Origin of the sequence: Pseudomonas sp. GV047, assembly GCF_003058245.1 — a bacterium.
Classification (GTDB): domain Bacteria; phylum Pseudomonadota; class Gammaproteobacteria; order Pseudomonadales; family Pseudomonadaceae; genus Aquipseudomonas; species Aquipseudomonas marginalis.
On record NZ_QCWA01000013.1, the window covers coordinates 103,187 to 122,872 of the forward strand.

Annotated in this window: 9 protein-coding genes; 4 read left to right on the forward strand and 5 right to left on the reverse strand. The window is 63.5% G+C overall.

From position 1 onward, the window contains the following. Nucleotides 1-11 precede the first annotated feature (11 nt). Nucleotides 12-2,522 (forward strand): phosphoenolpyruvate--protein phosphotransferase, encoded by a 2,511-nt coding sequence (gene ptsP, locus C8K58_RS26760; RefSeq protein WP_108574629.1) that lies wholly within the window; start codon nucleotides 12-14, stop codon nucleotides 2,520-2,522. 26 nt (nucleotides 2,523-2,548) lie between these two features. After that, entirely contained in the window at nucleotides 2,549-4,255 is a 1,707-nt protein-coding gene (nagE, locus tag C8K58_RS26765) for an N-acetylglucosamine-specific PTS transporter subunit IIBC (RefSeq protein ID WP_108574630.1), read from the forward strand. Nucleotides 4,256-4,380: 125 nt separating this feature from the next. On the opposite strand, the gene C8K58_RS26770 is transcribed toward nagE, so the two are convergent. After that, nucleotides 4,381-4,644: a DUF6124 family protein gene (locus C8K58_RS26770; RefSeq protein WP_108574642.1), complete on the reverse strand. Its 264-nt coding sequence runs from the start codon at nucleotides 4,642-4,644 to the stop codon at nucleotides 4,381-4,383. Nucleotides 4,645-5,054: 410 nt separating this feature from the next. On the opposite strand from C8K58_RS26770, the gene C8K58_RS26775 reads away from it, so the two are divergent. Further along, nucleotides 5,055-10,772 (forward strand): membrane-targeted effector domain-containing toxin, encoded by a 5,718-nt coding sequence (locus tag C8K58_RS26775; protein WP_108574631.1) that lies wholly within the window; start codon nucleotides 5,055-5,057, stop codon nucleotides 10,770-10,772. A gap of 95 nt (nucleotides 10,773-10,867) precedes the next feature. Here the strand turns inward: C8K58_RS26775 and C8K58_RS26780 are convergent, their stop codons facing one another. Continuing rightward, on the reverse strand, nucleotides 10,868-11,179 hold the full coding sequence (locus tag C8K58_RS26780; protein ID WP_098478821.1) for an NGG1p interacting factor NIF3: 312 nt from the start codon (nucleotides 11,177-11,179) through the stop codon (nucleotides 10,868-10,870). A gap of 4 nt (nucleotides 11,180-11,183) precedes the next feature. Continuing rightward, nucleotides 11,184-15,080: a phosphoribosylformylglycinamidine synthase gene (gene purL, locus C8K58_RS26785; protein ID WP_027605439.1), complete on the reverse strand. Its 3,897-nt coding sequence runs from the start codon at nucleotides 15,078-15,080 to the stop codon at nucleotides 11,184-11,186. 286 nt (nucleotides 15,081-15,366) lie between these two features. Between purL and mltF the strand changes: the two genes are divergently transcribed. After that, nucleotides 15,367-16,827, forward strand: a complete 1,461-nt coding sequence (mltF, locus tag C8K58_RS26790) for a membrane-bound lytic murein transglycosylase MltF (protein WP_027605438.1) — start codon at nucleotides 15,367-15,369, stop codon at nucleotides 16,825-16,827. A 40-nt stretch (nucleotides 16,828-16,867) separates the two neighbouring features. On the opposite strand, the gene C8K58_RS26795 is transcribed toward mltF, so the two are convergent. Next, nucleotides 16,868-17,146, reverse strand: coding sequence for a PTS transporter subunit EIIB (locus C8K58_RS26795; protein ID WP_027605437.1), 279 nt, complete (start codon nucleotides 17,144-17,146; stop codon nucleotides 16,868-16,870). 2 nt (nucleotides 17,147-17,148) lie between these two features. Further along, complete coding sequence (gene ptsP, locus C8K58_RS26800; RefSeq protein ID WP_108574632.1) at nucleotides 17,149-19,674, reverse strand: phosphoenolpyruvate--protein phosphotransferase; 2,526 nt, start codon at nucleotides 19,672-19,674, stop codon at nucleotides 17,149-17,151. Nucleotides 19,675-19,686: the final 12 nt, after the last annotated feature.

The window sequence follows — 19,686 nt, forward strand, 5'->3', positions numbered from 1 at the left end:
GTACCGTGCCCATGCCCAACAACAATAATGAACTGACCCTCAACGCCCCCCTCAGCGGGCCGTTACTGGCCCTGGGCAACGTGCCTGACGACGTGTTCGCCAGCGGCGCCCTGGGCGACGGCATGGCTATCGACCCGCTCAACGATTGCCTGCATGCGCCGTGCGATGGTGTGGTCATCCATGTCGCCCGCACCGGCCACGCCTTGACGATACGCGCCGACAACGGCGCCGAAGTGTTGCTGCACATCGGCATCGACACGGTCGAATTGAACGGCGAAGGGTTTGCCCTGCTGGTCAAGGACGGCGCCCGGGTCAGCAATGGGCAGGCGCTGGTGCGCTTTGACCTGGACCGTATCGCCCGCCAGTGCAAAAGCCTGGTCAGCCTGATCATCCTCACCAATGGCGAACACTTTGAACTGCGCCCGCTGGCCGCGAAAACCGTCAGGCTGGGCGACCCCCTGGTGCAGGTTGTGCCGCGTGCGAACGCAGCGCAGCAAGCGGCGGTGGATAACGCCGTCGCCGAAGCCAGCGCCAGCGTGCGCGTGACTCACCGTGGCGGCCTGCACGCGCGGCCGGCGGCGTTGATCCGCAAGACCGCCCAGGGTTTCAGCAGCCAGGCGCAGGTGCACTTCGGCGCCAGGTCGGCCGCCTGCGACAGCCTGATCGGCCTGATGGGGCTGGGCATTGGCGAAGGCGACGAGGTGCGCGTGAGCTGTCGCGGCAAGGACGCCGAGGCCGCGCTGCAGGCGCTGGTCGCGGCCTTGTCCGCCGCCGTCAAGGCAGAACACCACGCACCGGTCGTCGCCATGCCGCGCCGGGCAACGACGGAAGTTGATGTGTTGCAGGGCGTGTGCGCGGCACCGGGCCTGGTCTGCGGGCCGTTGTTTCGGCTGGCCGGTATCGAGTTGCCGTCGGACCCCGGCCATCACGTCACTGACGAACAACTGCAACGCCTGGACGCAGCCCTGGAGCAGGTGCGCGGTGAAATCCGCAGCACCCTGGACCAGGCGCGCCAACGCAAGGCCGTCGAAGAAGAAGAGATCTTCGCCGCCCACCTGGCCCTGCTCGAAGACCCCGCCCTGCTGGAAGCCGCCGCCGACGCCATCGAACACGGCAGCGCCGCGACCCACGCCTGGCGCGATGCGATCCAGGCGCAGTGCGCGGTATTGCTGGCCCTGGGCAAGCCGCTGTTCGCCGAACGCGCCAACGACCTGCGCGACCTGCAGCAACGGGTCCTGCGCGCACTGTTGGGTGAAGCCTGGCATTTCGAATTGCCTGCGGGAGCGATTGTCAGCGCCCATGAACTGACTCCTTCGGATTTGCTGCACCTGAGTGCGCAACAGGCTGCCGGGATCTGCATGGCCGAAGGCGGCGCCACGTCCCATGTCGCCATCCTGGCGCGGGGCAAAGGCTTGCCATGTGTCGTCGCGTTGGGCGCTGAGGTACTCGATGTGCCGCACGGCCAGCGCGTGGTGCTCGACGCCGGCAACGGCCGCCTGGAACTGGCCCCCAGCGAGGCGCGTCATGCCGAAGTCCACCGGATCCGCGACGCGCAGACACTGCGTCGTCGGCAGCAACAGGCCCAGGCCCAACAACCGGCGCAAACCCGCGATGGCGTGAACATCGAAGTGGCCGCCAATGTCGCCTCCAGCGCCGAGGCCCAGGTGGCCTTTGAAAACGGCGCCGACGGCGTCGGCCTGCTGCGGACCGAGTTCCTCTTCGTCGACCGCCGCACCGCGCCAGATGAACAGGAACAATGCCACGCTTATCAAGCCGTGCTGGACGCCATGGGCGACAAGTCGGTGATCATCCGCACCATCGATGTCGGTGGCGACAAGCAGCTCGACTACCTGCCGCTGCCCGCCGAAGCCAACCCGGTGTTGGGCCTGCGCGGCATCCGCATGGCCCAGGTACGTCCAGAACTGCTCGACCAGCAACTGCGGGCGCTGCTGCAAGTCTCCCCGTTGGCGCGCTGCCGCATCCTGCTGCCGATGGTCAGCGAAGTCGACGAACTGCTGCAGATTCGCCAGCGCCTGGATGAGTTGTGTGCAGAGCTGGAACTGAGCCAGCGCCCCGAGCTGGGGGTGATGATCGAAGTGCCCGCTGCGGCGCTGATGGCCGAACAATTGGCCGAGCACGCGGACTTCCTGTCCATCGGCACCAACGACCTGTCCCAGTACACCCTGGCCATGGACCGCGACCATGCGGGCCTCGCCGCGCGTGTCGATGCCCTGCACCCGGCGCTGTTGCGGCTGATCGCCCAGACCTGCGCCGGCGCGGCGAAACACGGACGTTGGGTCGGCGTGTGCGGCGCCCTGGCGTCCGACCCGTTGGCCACGCCGGTGTTGATCGGCCTGGGAGTCAGCGAACTGTCGGTGAGCCCGCCGCAGATCGCAGAAATCAAGGACCGCGTCCGTCACTTGGACGCGGCGCAATGCCGGCAACTGAGCCTTGGCCTGCTTGACCTGAGCAGCGCCAGGGCGGTTCGCCAAGCCTGTCAACACCACTGGCCGCTGAGCTGACAACAACAAGAAAAAGGAGACCCGCCATGCACCAATTACTCATCGAAGGCCTGCAACGCCTGGGCCGCGCGCTGATGCTGCCCATCGCCATCCTGCCGATTGCCGGCCTGCTGCTGCGATTGGGTGACACCGACCTGTTGAACATCGCGGTGATGCACGACGCCGGGCAGGCGATTTTCGCCAACCTGGCACTGATCTTCGCCATCGGCATCGCCGTGGGCTTTGCCCGTGACAATAACGGCACGGCGGGACTGGCCGGGGCGATTGGTTACCTGGTGATGATCTCCACCCTCAAGGTGATGGACAGCAGCATCAACATGGGCATGCTCGCCGGTATCGCCAGCGGCCTGATGGCCGGTGCGCTGTATAACCGCTTCAAGGACATCAAGCTGCCGGAATACCTGGCGTTCTTCGGCGGGCGGCGGTTTGTGCCGATTGTCACCGGGTTCTCGGCCGTTGCATTGGGAGTGATCTTTGGCCTGATCTGGCCTCCGATCCAGCACGGTATCAACAGCTTCGGCGTATTGCTGATGGAGAGCGGCAGCTTCGGCGCGTTCGTATTTGGCGTGTTCAACCGCCTGCTGATCGTCACCGGTTTGCACCATATCCTCAACAATATGGCGTGGTTTGTGTTCGGTACCTTCACCGACCCCGTCACCGGTGCCGTCGTCACCGGCGACCTGACCCGCTATTTTGCCGGCGACCCCAAAGGCGGCCAGTTCATGACCGGCATGTTCCCGGTGATGCTGTTCGGCCTGCCCGCCGCCTGCCTGGCGATGTACCGCAACGCCCTGCCGGAGCGGCGCAAGGTGATGGGCGGGATTTTCCTGTCGATGGCCCTGACGTCGTTCCTCACCGGGGTGACCGAGCCGATCGAATTCGCCTTCATGTTCCTCGCGCCGTTCCTGTACCTGATCCATGCACTGCTCACCGGCCTGTCGATGGCGGTGACCAATCTGCTGAATATCCACCTGGGCTTTACCTTCTCCGGTGGGTTTATCGACATGGTGCTGGGCTGGGGCAAATCCACCAATGGCTGGCTGGTAGTCCCGGTGGGCCTGGCATACGCGGCGATCTACTACAGCGTGTTCAGCTACTGCATCCGCCGCTTCAACCTGAAGACCCCGGGCCGTGAGGATATCCAGGTGGCACAGGCTGAAGCGATGACTGATAACCAGCGCGCCACGGCTTATATCCGGGCCTTGGGCGGTGCGGCCAATTTGCTCAGTGTGGGCGCCTGCACCACGCGCCTGCGGTTGGACATGGTCGACCGCAACAAGGCCATGGATGCCGAGTTGAAAGCCCTGGGCGCCATGGCCGTGGTTCGCCCCGGCAATGGCGGCAGTTTGCAGGTGGTGGTCGGGCCGCTGGCGGACAGCATTGCCGATGAGATTCGGTTGGCGATGCCAGGGTTTGCGGCCCTCGCTCCCGTAATGCCTGCGCCTGTGGATAAGCCGGCTGCGGTGAATGTGCAGGAAGCCGAACAATGGCTGGCCGCACTGGGCGGTCGAGGCAATGTGCGCCAGCTGGAAGCGGTGGCGATGACCCGGCTGCGAGTGGAGTTGGGCGATGATTCGGTGGTGTCCGAAGCGCAACTGACGGCGTTGGGTTGCCAGGGTGTGCGCCAGTTGGATAGCGGGGTCTGGCACCTGTTGATGGGTGACCAGGCGTCGGGGTTGGGAGAAGCATTGGAGCGCTTGGTTGGTGGTCGTGAGGTAGGCGCCGGGGTATAGAGCTGCGGTGACCGTACTGGCCAATCGCGAGCAAGCCCGCTCCCACATTTGATCGTATTGCCAAGTCGGGCACCGATCAAAATGTGGGAGCGGCTTGCTCGCGAATGGGCCTCATCGGCGCCGAATTACTGCTGCGCAGGCACCTCGGATAAATCCAGCACTCGATCCACCATCAACTGGATCCCCTCCACCATCCGGTGAATCCCCAGCACCGCATCACGCTGCGAGCCGTCGATGCCAAACGCCAGATGGGCCGCAAGCGCCTGCACGGACGCCAGGTCCTGGGATGCATTGGCAAGCAAGGTTTCGCTGTTCAGATGGGGAAGTACGGTGAAGAGTTGGTCGGTGGGTTGAGAGGCGGATGGGGGATTTGGACTGTCTTTGATCATGGTAAACCTCTGGTGTGAAGTAAGCGCTACCAGCATCACTTGCAGTTGATGGGTGGCAGCTGTGTGCAGGCCTGCAAGACCGAGAATCACCAGTAAATCTCGGTAGACCCGAAGGTCTCCCGCACACAGCCACCATAGGATGACCATGAAAAAGCGCCGCAATTATAAAGGCGCTTGTGACTAACTGGTGAGGTTTCGGCGGGCTTGCAGTCCCGGTCGCTGAATAAGCAGCGACTGGCGAAGGTTAGTGAGGTGAGTTCCTAGGGACAACCTGAAAGGGTTGTAGGAAACATGCAGGTCGCAGTCGGGTAGATTCATTCCCACCAATCAAAAAACTAATTATCTACCTCCCTGCCAATGGCCCGCCTGCGCATGCTCAAGGTTCTTACCCCCGCATGGAGAGCGTACCTGTGAGCACAACATCCCAGACCTTTGAAGGTATCAAAGGCCACCTCAATCAGATCGGGCACCACCTGCTCCAGATCGAAAAGCCGCTGGTGCCCGAACACACACCGTCTACCGAACTGGCCTACCTGGAAAAAACCAACGGCATCCTGAAGCGTTACCGCCAGCAGTTCCTGGCCAAGAGCCGCGCGCTCTATCAGGACATCACCCAGGGCGATCTGCTCACTCGAGTCGAAGCACTCAAGTCCAGCTTGAATACCTATCTGCTGGCACTCGATCGCAACGAGCAAATTGACGGCAAGCCGCGCAAATCCTTCATGACCTTTGAAGCCGGCTACACCGCCCTGGCCAATGAAACGGCGGTCAGTACCCAGGACCGCCTGCTGCATCCGCAGCAACAGGCCATGCTTGCGCGTGTACCGCTGGGCGCCACGTTGCGCCCAGGCCTGTATGCGCTGAGCTTTCGTTACCAGGAGCTGACGGTGGAGCTGGCCGGCGCCTTTGTGCTGACTGAAACGTCCCGCCCCGTGGTCACCGACCTGAGCGCTGTGCCGGTAGGGGAAGTGATGCTGTTCACGCCTTCGCGCGGGATCGAGGCATTCGGCTCGCTGACACAACTCAATACGCACGTGCTCCAGGGCCTGGAGGATGCCGGGCAGCGACGCGACTTCATGGCACTGTTGCCCGTGCGTTATCGCGATGTGACGCCCGGTGCCATCTGGCCGCTGCAACTGACGCCGATCACCGACAAACCGCTGTTCGAACACACCTACAACGCCCTGCTCGACAAGCGCACCGAGGACATCGAGCGCGCCTTGAGCCTGGTAGACAATCCGGCCCACGAGGCCGCTGTGCTGATCGACGCCCTGGACCAGGCCATCGCGGCGGCCTTGCCGGACTTAGAAGCACGTCTGCAATGGCGCAGCCGACGCCTGCTGGAGCGTCACCTGCGCCACAGCGCACGGGACTGGTATCGCAGCGCCAGCGAACCGCGGCGGGCCGCGCTCGCCGCTCACCTGGCGAGCTATAACGCGGCGCGCCAGGATCTGCTCGACGTGCTGGGCCCGGTCGCTACCCCTGAGGCCCTGGCCCGCTATCGACTGCTTGAACGCTTGAGCGATGAGCTGGACATCCACGACCTGGCGCCGGAACACCTGCTGGTCAACACCCGGCGCTACGTCGACCCCATCGGTGAATACGAACACGACCGCAATCTGGTTGACCTGGCCCTGCGCGGGCTGCAGGCCGGTGATGCCGAGCCGGGTTCGGACTTCCTGAACAAAACCACGCTGACCTACCACGAGGCACCGCTGCCGCCGGCCTATCAGGACCTGACCCACGCCTGGCTGGCACAGGTATTGACCACCCTGCAGCCGCGTATCGAGTTCGGTGAGTTGCAACAGCAGATGCATGCCAAGCCTGCGCTCAGCCGCGCGATCGAACAGATGCTCGACCAGCGGATCAACGCGCTGGCCTATACCGCCATGCTCCAGGGTCATCTCAGTGAAGAGGACTTTCAGTTGGTGCAGAATCTGCGCCAGGGCACCGACGCGCGCCTGAGCGCCGCCACCCTGTCACTGCATGCGGCCCAGTTGCAGGACATATGGGTATTGCGCCAAACCGACGCCAGCGGCACGGTCACCCGCCTGCTGCTGTGCACGCCCGAGGCACCACGGGAGCAGCAATTCCAGGCCTTCGACACTGAGCTTGCGTGCCAGCAGCACATCCTCGGCTGGAGCCTGGACAACGGTGAAAAACATCCGCCTGGCACCCTGACCGACTACCTGATCAAGCGGGTCGCCCTGCGTTTTCGCGCAGCGATGAAGCGGGTGTTGAGCGGCTTGAGCTTCAAGGTTCAAGACCGCGAGTACCAAGAGATCAGCTTTGGCAACGTCGGCAGCCATGCCGACTGCCTCAAGGCCATGTCCGCCCATGTGCTGGCGAGCCGCGTCGACGATTACGAGTTCAGCACCCCGAACTGGTACCGCTCCACCCACGCCGACAACCGCCGCAAGCTGTTGAAACTGGCCGAGGACAGCGAAGGCGCGTTGCTCACCTACCAGGACTTTCCGCTGTCTGACGCGCAGTTTCCCAGCTTCGCCGACTACCTGCATGAACAGGCAAAAAAACGCCTGAACCTGCTGCTGGGACGGCCTCAGAACGATGTCGACCCCGACACCGTCTGGGCATTTTCACCGCCGGCGCTGCTCGGCTCATTGACCCCGCCGCCCCTGACCTATACCCAGCTGTACCGCGACGGTTATGCCGACGGTGTGGGGTTCCTCGACGAGAAGTTCTCCCGCGCCGCCCAATTCAAAGGCCCCAAGGGGATTGACCTGAGCGCGTTGACCGCGGAAAAAGTCGCCCGCTCGGTCACCGGCACCTGGGTCGGCGCGCGCTACATCAGCGAGGTGCGGACCCGATTGCTGAATGTCGGCAGCGCGGACTATGACCTGCGGCGCAATGCAACGCTGAGCATCACCCAGCGCCAGATGCAGAACGCCGCCCTGGAGTGCCGGCTCGAGGGCCACATCGCCGGGGTCGATTGGACCTGGCTGGAACGCAGTATCGCCAGCATGGATGAAACGGCCACCGACACACGCGGCACCTACGCCATTCATCGCCTGCTGATCAATGGCGAATGGGTGATGGGCACTTTCCTCTTCAGCCATGCTGATTTTCCGACGCTGCTCTACACCCCCAACGCACCGGATGGCATCAGCTTTCGCGAGGCCAGGCAGTTCAACTACCTGTTGAAAAAGGTGCCCGGCATGGTCGCCTATTTCACCCTGCGGGTCGGCGCCCAATCCCAGGCCAACGTGCGCACCTTTCTGGAGACCGCCAAGGCGCAGTTGCCCGAGGACCTGAACAAAACCGACACCAGCCCGGCACGCTATGACGCAACCCGCGCCCAGCCGCCCCTGCTGGATTTGCGCCAGGCGCTGTACGACATGAAGCTGCAGCGCAGGATCGACGACGTTGAAGGCACCACGGCCAATCGCACCCAGATGATCACGGGCATCCTCTGGACCTGCGTGGAATGGGTCACCGCCATTGCTACCGCACCGTTTCCCATCGTCAGCCTGAGCCTGGGCATGCTGCTGGCGTTCAAGGACGGCATGCTGGCCCTGAACGCCTATCAACAAGGCGACACGAGCGCCGCCGTGGCACACCTGATCGGTTATGTACTGAACAGCGCCGGCGCGGCATTCACCGACCTGCGTCCGGCATTGGTTTCCCTTAAACAGCTGGCAACACCGGCCCTGCGCGAGGCCGCCCAGAGCGCCACCGCGGCCAGCGAGGCCCTGAAACTGGTGCATCCCCTGCAACCCCCGGCACTGGCGCCGGCAGACATGCAGGCGGTGTTGTTCGATGGCGAGTTGCTTTGGGCGAAGAACACCCCGGACCCGATCGGACGTTATTTGTTGTACCGACTCGATCCGCCTACCGGCAAACTGATCTCCACGACTCGCGTGGCCGCGCCCGATGCACAAGGCGTCTGGCGCCGCACCGGCGTCACCGGTGGCGCGCCCAAGTATGAAAAATTGCCCGACACACCGGAGCCGCTCAAGCCTTATGAGATGCCGGCAAAGTACGCCAACAAACTGGAACTGGTGCTCGACCCGGATGTGCGCACCGGGATACTGCTGCGGTCGGAGTGGGATTTCGGCTCGCAAGACGTGATCCTGGGAAGCGCCGCCATTGAACTCAAATCCCTTCGCATCGCTTACCTGCAACAGGCCGAACGCCTGGCCACCGACGCCCAGGACTTTTTCAAGACCCTTGACCCGTTGCCGGCCCGCGCCGAGCTTCCGGCCCTGGACGCCAGCACGTCGTTTGCACAACTGATCGCCAGCGATGCCTTCAGCGGTAACAAGAACCTGGTCATTGGCGCGGTACCCGGCTCCATTGCCAGTAAACAGTTGCTGGTCACACACATGGACGCGTTGATCAGCAAGGGTTTCAAACACCTTTATATCGAGTACCTGCCCGGTGATGTGTTTCGTCCAAAACTGGAGAAGCTCAACAGCGGAAAATCCTGGCAGCACATCGAGCGGCACCTGAAGACCGTCGACAAAGCCTTTGGCTTGGCCGAGAACGCCGAGTACTCCTACGTCGCCCTGGTACGCAAGGCTCAGGAAAAGGGCGTGAAGATCAAGGCCCTGGATGCCTCAACCTCGTACTTGCTGGACGACGCCCTGCAAATGGGCGACACCCCACCGACGACGCCACGCGGCAACAGCATCAGAAACTATTACTCCCACAAAGCCATTCAGGCCGATGCCCTCGACGAGCAGGATGAACGCTGGGTGGCCCTGGTGGATCATTCCCGGCTGCGTACTTTCGAGCAAACGCCTGGCCTGGCGGACCTGCAGGACGCGGTCGCGCTGCGCGTGGTGGATGTGGGTACGGACCAACCCGTGGGCGTGTGGATCGACACCCCCGTGGCGGGTGAAGCGCTGGCCAGGGGCGATTACCGATTGGCCATGCGCACCCCGTACAAAGCCCCCGAACCGGCAGCATCGCCCAGTACTGCGCCTGCGGCCGCCGCGCATTACAGCGAGTACGACATTGCCGTCCCGCTCCGGGATAGCATCGTCCGACAGACCAGCACACGGCATGGCCTGGACACGCGCTACTTCCCGCAGAATCCGGAGCATCAGGAAGCCTTCAGGGCGTTTGTGGATACCCGCGCGCGCCTGAGTGCGGATGCCGACACGTACCTGGCCAGCCACGTGCCGCCAGCCCGGCCCGAGCCATCCGTCCTGGGCCTGCCGAACACCCCCGAGGCATTGCTGGAGAAAATCCGTCACAGCGAGTTTTCGGGGCTGGTGATCGGTGAAGGGCATAACGCGCAATCGAGCAAACGCTTGCTGCGCGATTACATGGGAAAGCTCAAGGACCTGGAGTTCAAGACGCTGTACGTGGAGCACCTGCTGACCGATTTGCACCAGCACGAGCTGGATATTTTTCTGCAGACCCAACGGCTGCCGGACAACCTCAAGCGCTACCTCACCCAGCTGGATCGGGGCCATATGCCGGGCTACAAAGGCAGCGATACCTATACCGAAGTGATCCAGATCGCGGCAAGGCACGGCATGCGCATTCGCGCCCTGGACTGCACCGCCAGTTACCACATCAAGGGGTTGGGGGACGCGGATGTCTCACGCAACCAGCTGTTCAGTTACTTCGCCTCCAAGGTCATCGACGCCGACCAGGCCGCACACGGGCCCCACAAGTGGGTGGCCTTCGTGGGCAGCGCGCACACCAACACCCACCTGAGCGTGCCTGGCCTCGCGGAACTCCAGGGCGCGGTCAGCCTGCATGTGCGGGACACCGCCCCGGCCCTGGCCCGGAACATTCGAGCGGGGGCCTGGGAGACCGTTTCCGAAGGCATCAGCCCTTACACCAGGGCCTTGCGCAGCGACTTGATCCTCGACGCCGGGGTTGCCGGCACCAAAGCCCCGGCGCCCTTCGTAGCGGTGGACAGGACACGCCTGAGCCGGCCCGGCCTGTTCCTGATCGAACGCCCGTCGCCCTCGCAGAACATCCTGCTGCATCGTTCGCGCACCGGGGAAATCGTGTCGACGCCGATCAAGGTCGACCACAATGGCCTGTTTTATGTCGACCGCTGGGAGCCGATGCAGGGCAAGCGGTTCAGCTACGAAAACATGTTGATCAGTGCATTGAAGGCAGAAGTCGGGTTGACCCCCGCGCCCTGAGCCATTGAGGCTTTGACACCGGGTTCATGAGCACCCACAAAAAAACCCGCTGGCCAAACTGGCCCAGCGGGTTTCTTGTTTCTACAGCGGGCGGATCAGAAATCCGCCAACGACCACACTTCATAAGCCGGTGTCTCATAGGGGTGGCTGAGCTTCAACGCGGCGACCACTGCGTTGATCAACGCATCGGTCACCACCAGCTCGACCTTCCATTCTTCAACCACCTCAACCTGGCCAACCTGCCCGATAAACGGCTGGCTGCCGTCCAACGCGCGAAACTGGCCCTGGCCCAGCACTTGCCAGGCGCAGCTGTCGTAGTCGCCGATGCGCCCGCCGCCAGCGGCGAAGACGGCGGCTTTCACCGTCTCCACATGGCTGTCGGGCACAAAGAAGGCAAGCTTGTACACCGCCTTAGTTCACCCACACGCGGGCGTTGCGGAACATGCGCATCCACGCGCCGTCTTCGTTCCACTCTTCCGGGCGCCACGAGTTCTGCACGGCGCGGAACACGCGCTCCGGGTGCGGCATCATGATGGTCACGCGACCGTCGCGGCTGGTGAGGCCGGTGATCCCGCGCGGCGAGCCGTTCGGGTTGGCCGGGTAGCTTTCGGTGACCTTGCCGTGGTTGTCGACGAAACGCATGGCCACGCAGCCGGACAGATCGGCTTCGAGCAAGGCTTCTTCGCTTTCGAACTCGGCATGGCCTTCACCGTGGGCGATGGCGATCGGCATGCGCGAACCGGCCATGCCTTGCAGGAAGATCGAGTTGGATTCCTGCACCTGCACCATGGCGACGCGGGCTTCGAACTGCTCCGAGCGGTTACGCACGAAGTGCGGCCAGAACTCGCTCCCCGGGATCAGCTCGTGGAGGTTGGACATCATCTGGCAACCGTTGCACACACCCAGGGTGAAGCTGTCGTTGCGCTCGAAGAAGCCCTGGAACGCGTCGCGGGCACGGCTGTTGAACAGGGCCGACTTGGCCCAGCCTTCGCCTGCACCCAATACGTCGCCGTAGGAGAAACCACCGCAGGCCACCAGGCCCTTGAACTCATTGAGGTCAACGCGACCGGCGAGGATGTCGCTCATGTGCACGTCGATCGCATTGAAGCCGGCGCGGTCGAACGCGGCCGCCATTTCCACCTGGCCGTTGACGCCCTGCTCACGCAGCACGGCAACCTGTGGGCGGATGCCTTTCTTGATGTACGGCGCGGCGATGTCCTGGTTGACGTCGAAGCTGAGCTTGGTGCTCAGGCCCGGGTTGTCTTCTTCCAGGATCACGTCGAATTCCTGCTCGGCGCAGTCGGCGTTGTCACGCAGGCGTTGGATCTGGTAGCTGGTCTCGGCCCACTGGCGTTGCAGCAAGCGGCGCTGGCCGGCAAACACGGTGTCGCCGTTGAACGAGATGTTGATCTCGCCGTTGTTGATCGGCTGGCCGATCACCGCCACGCAGTCGTCCAGGCCAGCGGCGCTGAACTGTGCGAGTACGTCCGGGGTTGCGTCCTGGCGAACCTGGATCACTGCACCCAACTCTTCGTTGAAGAGGATGCCGTTGATTTCAGAGGCGTCCTCGGCAACGCTGTCGAGCACGATGTTCAGGCCGCAGTGACCGGCGAAGGCCATCTCGACCACGCTGGTCAGCAGGCCACCGTCGGAACGGTCGTGGTAAGCCAGCAGGTGGCCGTCGGCGTTGAGGCCCTGGATCACGGCGAAGAAGGCTTTCAGGTCTTCGGCGTCATCCACGTCCGGCGCCTGTTTGCCAAGCTTGCCGTGGGTTTGCGCGAGGATCGAGGCGCCCATGCGGTTCTGGCCACGGCCGAGGTCGATCAGGATCAGGTCGGTGGTGCCCTTGTCCATGCGCAGTTGCGGGGTCAGGGTCTGGCGGATGTCGGTGACCGGCGCAAAGCCGGTGACGATCAGCGACAGCGGCGAGGTGACGCTCTTGTCCACGCCTTCATCGTTCCAACGGGTGGCCATGGACATGGAGTCCTTGCCCACCGGAATGGTGATGCCCAGTTCCGGGCACAGCTCCATGCCGACCGCTTTTACGGTGTCGTACAGACGCGCATCTTCACCGGGGTGACCGGCAGCGGACATCCAGTTGGCCGACAATTTGATGTCGGACAGCTTGCCGATGCGCGACGCGGCAATGTTGGTGAGGGTTTCACCAATGGCCATGCGGCCCGACGCAGGGGCGTCCAGCAGGGCCAGCGGCGTACGCTCGCCCATGGCCATGGCTTCACCGGTGTAGACGTCGAAGCTGGTGGCGGTGACGGCAACGTCGGCCACCGGCACCTGCCATGGGCCGACCATCTGGTCACGGGCCACCAGGCCGGTGATGGTGCGGTCGCCGATGGTGATCAGGAAGCTTTTGCTCGCCACGGCCGGGTGGTGCAGCACACGTTCGATGCTGTCGGCCAGGTCCAGGGCGCTTGGGTCGAAATCATCGCCCAGCTCGGTTTCACGTACCGCCGAACGGTGCATGCGCGGGGCCTTGCCCAGCAGCACTTCGAGGGGCATGTCCACCGGGCTGTTGCCGAAGTGGCTGTCGGTGACCGTCAGTTGCGGCTCGGCAGTGGCTTCGCCGACCACGGCAAACGGGCAACGCTCGCGTTCGCAGATGGCCTGGAAGCGCGCGAAGTCTTCAGGGCCGACCGCCAGTACGTAACGTTCCTGGGATTCGTTGCTCCAGATTTCGTGCGGGGCCATGCCCGGCTCGTCGTTTGGAATGTTGCGCAGTTCGAAGCGGCCACCGCGGTCGCCATCGTTGACCAGCTCCGGGAAGGCGTTGGACAAACCGCCGGCGCCGACGTCGTGGATAAAGCTGATGGGGTTCTTGTCACCCAACTGCCAGCAACGGTCGATGACTTCCTGGCAGCGGCGTTCCATCTCAGGGTTTTCGCGCTGTACGGAAGCGAAGTCGAGGTCTGCCGAGCTGGTGCCGGTGGCCATGGAGGAAGCCGCGCCGCCGCCGAGGCCGATCAGCATTGCCGGGCCGCCGAGCACGATCAGCTTGGAGCCGACCAGGATCTCGCCTTTCTTGACGTGTTCTTCACGGATGTTGCCCATGCCGCCAGCCAGCATGATTGGCTTGTGGTAGCCGCGCACTTCATCGCCACGGGGGGTGGTGATGGACTGTTCGAAAGTACGGAAATAACCGGTCAGCGCCGGACGCCCGAATTCGTTGTTGAACGCGGCGCCGCCCAGCGGGCCTTCGATCATGATGTCCAGCGCCGTCACGATGCGCTCAGGCTTGCCGTACGGCACTTCCCATGGCTGTTCGAAGCCCGGGATCTGCAGGTTGGACACGGTGAAACCGGTCAGGCCGGCCTTTGGCTTGGCGCCACGGCCGGTGGCACCTTCGTCGCGGATCTCGCCGCCGGAACCGGTGGCTGCGCCCGGGAACGGGGCAATCGCGGTCGGGTGGTTGTGGGTCTCGACCTTCATCAGGATGTGCACCGGCTCCTGCACCGCGCCGTACTGGCGGGTTTCAGGGTCCGGGAAGAAACGGCCGGCAACCGAGCCGACGATCACCGAGGCGTTGTCCTTATACGCCGACAGAACGCCTTCGCTGTGCATCACGTAGGTGTTCTTGATCATGCCGAACAGGCTTTTTTCCTGGCTCTCGCCGTCGATGTCCCAACTGGCGTTGAAGATCTTGTGACGGCAGTGCTCGGAGTTGGCCTGGGCGAACATCATCAGTTCGATGTCGTGGGGGTTGCGCTTCAAGCCGGTGAAGGCGTTGACCAGGTAGTCGATCTCGTCTTCGGCCAGGGCCAGGCCCAGCTCGGTGTTGGCCTTCTCCAGCGCAGCGCGGCCACCGCCCAGCACGTCAATCGCGGTCAGCGGCTTGGGTTCGGCGTGGCTGAACAGGCCGGCAGCCTGTTCCAGTTGGCTGACGATGATCTGGGTCATGCGGTCGTGCAGGCTGCTGGCGATCAGCTCGGCCTCGGCGTCGCTGACCCCACCTTCGACGTAGAACGCGATACCACGCTCCAGGCGCTGGATCTTCTCCAGGCCGCAGTTGCGGGCGATATCGCTGGCCTTGCTCGACCAGGGCGAGATGGTGCCGAACCGTGGCAGAACCAGGAACAAGCGGCCGGTCGGCTCTTGAACGGGAACGCTTGGGCCGTACTTCAGAAGGCGTGCGAGCACTTGCTGTTCGTCGGCGGTCAAGACGCCGGTAACGTCGGCGAAGTGAGCAAATTCAGCATACAGGCCTGTAACCGCTGGAACCTTCTGGCTCAGTTGTTCAAGGAGTTTGCTGTGGCGAAAGGCAGAAAGGGCAGGAGCGCCGCGCAGGATCAACATCTTCGGGACAGCCTCGGGAAGGGGTGTGCTTTGAGGCCGTGCATTCTAGCGTAAACCATCGCCAACGGCACCCGAAACGGCACCGCTGGCGGCTGCCGAACGTCAGTTAACACGGTTTGCACGCTATCGGGGCGTTATCCAAGGCATTCCGCGCAGTTATTTTAACCGTCACAATCGGGCGCCAAGCCACGTTTCTGCGGGCTGCAGCACAGTTTTGGCGGCGCTAGCAGACAAGTCCGCCGCTGTCGAGATATGGCGCCGTGGGCCGTTTGCGTATACTGCGCAGATGTTCTCCCCAACTGCTTTGCGCCCGCGATGCGCCAGATGGCTCATCGTCACCGGACTCTTCCTGATGCTCAGCGCCTGTGTTGATAAACCCAGCACGCTCGAGCGAATCAAGGAGGATGGCGTATTGCGGGTGATTACCCGAAACAGCCCGGCGACTTACTTCCAGGACCGCAACGGTGAAACCGGTTTCGAATACGAACTGGTCAAGCGTTTTGCCGATGACCTGGGCGTGAAGCTGGAAATCGAGACCGCCGACAACCTCGACGACCTGTTCGGCCAGTTGGGCAAACCCAACGGCCCGGTGCTCGCCGCGGCCGGCCTGGTCAGCAGTGAGCAGCGCCAGCAACAGGTGCGGTTCTCCCACCCTTACCTGGAAGTCACCCCGCAGATCATCTACCGCAACGGCCAGTCACGCCCGACGAACGCGGCGGACCTGGTGGGCAAGAAGATCATGGTGCTCAAGGGCAGCACCCACGCCGAACAACTGGCCGCGCTTAAGAAGCAGAACCCGGCCATCGAATACGAAGAATCCGATGCCGTCGAGGTGGTCGACCTGCTGCGCATGGTGGACGAGGGGCAAATCGACCTGACCCTGGTGGACTCCAACGAAGTGGCGATGAACCAGGTGTACTTCCCCAACGTACGGGTGGCGTTCGACCTCGGCAATGCCAGCAACCAGAGCTGGGCCGTGGCCGCCGGCGACGACAACAGCCTGCTCAACGAAATCAACAGCTACCTGGACAAGGTGGAAAAGAACGGCACCCTGCAACGCCTTAAAGACCGCTATTACGGGCACGTCGATGTACTCGGCTATGTCGGCGCCTACACCTTCGCCCAGCATTTGCAGCAGCGGTTGCCCAAATACGAGAAGCACTTTCGCGCCTACGCCAAGGAAGAAAAAGTCGATTGGCGCCTGCTTGCGGCTATCGGCTATCAGGAATCGCTGTGGCAACCGGCGGTCACCTCAAAGACCGGCGTGCGCGGCCTGATGATGCTGACCCAGAACACCGCCCAGGCCATGGGCGTGTCCAATCGCCTGGATGCCAGGCAAAGCATCATGGGCGGCGCCAAGTACCTGGCCAAGATCAAGGACGAGCTGGACGACAAGATCGCCGAGCCCGACCGCACCTGGTTCGCCCTCGCCGCTTATAACGTCGGCACCGGCCATCTGGACGACGCGCGCATCCTGGCGAAGAAGGAAGGCCTGAACCCGAACAAGTGGCTGGACGTGAAGAAGATGCTGCCGCGCCTGTCGCAGAAGCAGTGGTACAGCAAGACCCGCTACGGCTACGCCCGGGGCGGCGAGCCGGTGCACTTCGTGGCGAACATCCGGCGCTACTACGACATCCTGACCTGGGTGACCCAGCCGCAGCTGGAGGGTAACCAGGTGGTGGAAGGTAATCTGCATGTGCCGGGTGTGGATAAAACCAAGCCGCCGGAAGACACTCCGCAACTCTGACCGCAACATTTCAGACACCACCTTTTGATCGCTACATAGATCAGAGGCCGGTGATCAGGTGGACCACTCCTCCCGCCAACACCATCACGCCCGCCACACCCGCCGCTTTCAACGCCGCCTCATCCAACCGCCCCGCATCCTGCAATTGCACCCGCACCCGCGTCAGCGCCACACGCTGCTGCGACCTGAGGTTATTCGCACCGCCCAGCGCACTCAGCACCTCGGCCGACAACAGCCCCTGTGTCGGCACCGCCACCGTCTCGGCAATCAAATCCGGGGTCAGGGCTTTCCAGAACGCCCGCTGCAATTTCTCGAACATGCTCAGTGCTCCACGACAGGTGAGGTTTCAACGGTGGCCGCGTGATACAGGCGCAAGGCCTCGCGTACCTGGACGGCTTCTTCCAGGCCCAGTACCTGACGGGCGATGGTCTGGCAGCCGGCCAGGTCCAGCCCGCGCACGGTGGCCTTGATGGTGGGGATCAGCGGCACACTGACCGACAACTCATCCACCCCCAGCCCGAGCAACACCGGCACCGCCAGGGCTTCGGACGCCAGTGCGCCGCATACGCCCACCCACTTGCCATGGGCATGGGCGGCCGTGACGGTGGCGGCGATCAGGCGCAATACCGCCGGGTGAAAGCTGTCGGCCTGGCTGGCCAGGCGCGGGTGATCACGGTCCATGGCCAGGGTGTATTGGGTCAGGTCGTTGGTGCCGATGGAGAAGAAATCCACATGGGGCGCAAACACATCGGCCATCAGGGCCGCCGACGGCACCTCAATCATGATGCCCAGTTTGGGCAACGCGCTGAGCCCAAGGGCCCGGGCTTCTTCCTCCATAATCTGGCGCGCCAGATGCAGCTCCGACAGCAGGCTGACCATCGGCAACATGATATGCAGGCGTGCCAGCCCGGCACTGGCGAGGATCGCGCGCAACTGTTCACGCAACAGCTCCGGGCGCTCCAGGCACAGGCGTATACCGCGCAGGCCCAGGAACGGGTTGGTTTCACTGTCCATCGGCACGTACGCCAGGGGTTTATCGCCGCCAACGTCCAGGGTGCGCACCACCAGATTGCGCTCGGTACCCAGGGCTCGGGCGATGGCGCTGTAGGTGGCGGCCTGCTCATCCACGCTTGGGGCGCGATTGCGATCCAGGTACAAAAACTCCGAGCGCAGCAGGCCGACGCCTTCACCCCCCAGGGCCAGGGATTGCTCCACTTCCTGCAACGAAGCGACGTTGGCGCTCACCTCGACGTGATGGCCGTCGCGGGTAATCGCAGGCACTAAAGCCTGCGCCACATCACGCTGACGTCGCAGCACGTGCTGCTTACGCGCAGCTTCCAGCTGTTCGATCTCGGCCAGGTTGGGGTCCAGGTGCAACTCGCCTTTGTCGGCGTCGAGCAGGACCTGTTTGCCGTTGGCCAGCGCCAGCACTTCAAGCCCGACCCCGCATATGGCAGGCAGGCCCAAGGCCCGCGCCAGGATCGCGACATGGCTGGTCGCCCCGCCGCCGACGGTGACAAACCCCAGCACTTTTTTGGGATCGAGGCTGGCGGTTTGCGAAGGCGTCAGTTGCTCGGCGACCAGGATCGCGCGGTCGGGCAGGTCCCAGGCGCGGTCTTGAATACCGAGGATCAGTTTCAGCACGCGCTGACCGACATCCGCCAGGTCCGCCGCACGTTCGGCCAACAGGGCATTGCCCAGGTTCTGGAACAGCTGGGCAGTGGCAACCGTGGCGCTGTTCCAGGCAAACGCGGCGCTCTTGCCTTCGGCCAGCAGGCCATCGGCTTGTTCCAGCAGCGTCGGGTCTTCAAGCAACTCCTGATGGGCACGAAAAATCTCCGCCTGGGCACTGCCCGCCGCCTGGGTTTGCAGGGCTTGCAGCGCTTCGGTTGCAGCCAGCAAGCCACGGTCCAAAGCGGCGCGCTCGAACGCCTCGCCAGCGCCCTGTTCAATCACCTTCAGCTCGGGCTCAGCAACCTGGACCACTTGGCCAAACGCCGATCCCGGCGATGCGCAAACGCCTCGCAGCAGCGTCGCCGACGATACCGGCAGGGGCGCTTCAAGCTGTGCAGCCGGTGCCGCGATGGCCTCGCCGCAGCCTTCAAGCAACAGCGCGACCAGCACCTGGATCGCCGCCTCGGCGTCGTCACCGGCCGCACTCACTTGCAAGGTATCGCCCTGCACGGTTTGCAGCGCCATGATCGCCACCAGCGACTTGGCGTTGGCACTCTGGGTTTGCTTGTGCAGGTAAATGCTCGCGTTAAAACCTTTCGCCGCCTGGGCCAATACGGCGGCCGGGCGCGCGTGCAAACCGTTGGTGTTGGGCAAGGTCAACGGTTTTGAGAAGCGTGCATCGCCCTCCTCCTCATCGGCCTCCTCTACCCGGTTGCCGGGCGCAACCTGCAACACCGGTTGGCCCAATTCCACCAGGCCGCTTGCCAATGGCGTGAACGGCTCGCCGCTGACCACCAGCATCAAGGTCAGCAAACTGCGTGCGTGGAGTGCCACATAGTCGGCATCGAATTCGATCAAGGCTTGCCCGGCCTCCACCCGCTGGCCTTCCTCGACCAGGCGGGTGAAGCCCTTGCCCGCCAGGCTCACGGTGTCCAGGCCGATATGCATCAGCACCTGCACGCCGTTGTCGTCGGTGACGCTGACCGCATGCCCACTGTCCTGGATATTGCTGATCACCCCGGCCAGGGGCGCACACAGGGTCTGCGAGGTGGGATCGATGCACAGGCCGTCGCCGATCATGCGGCTGGCGAACACCGGGTCAGGCACCTTGTCCAGTGCCAGCAGCACGCCGGACAAGGGCGCCAGCAATTCCAGGGGTTGAGTTGCGGTCATGACGTCACCTGC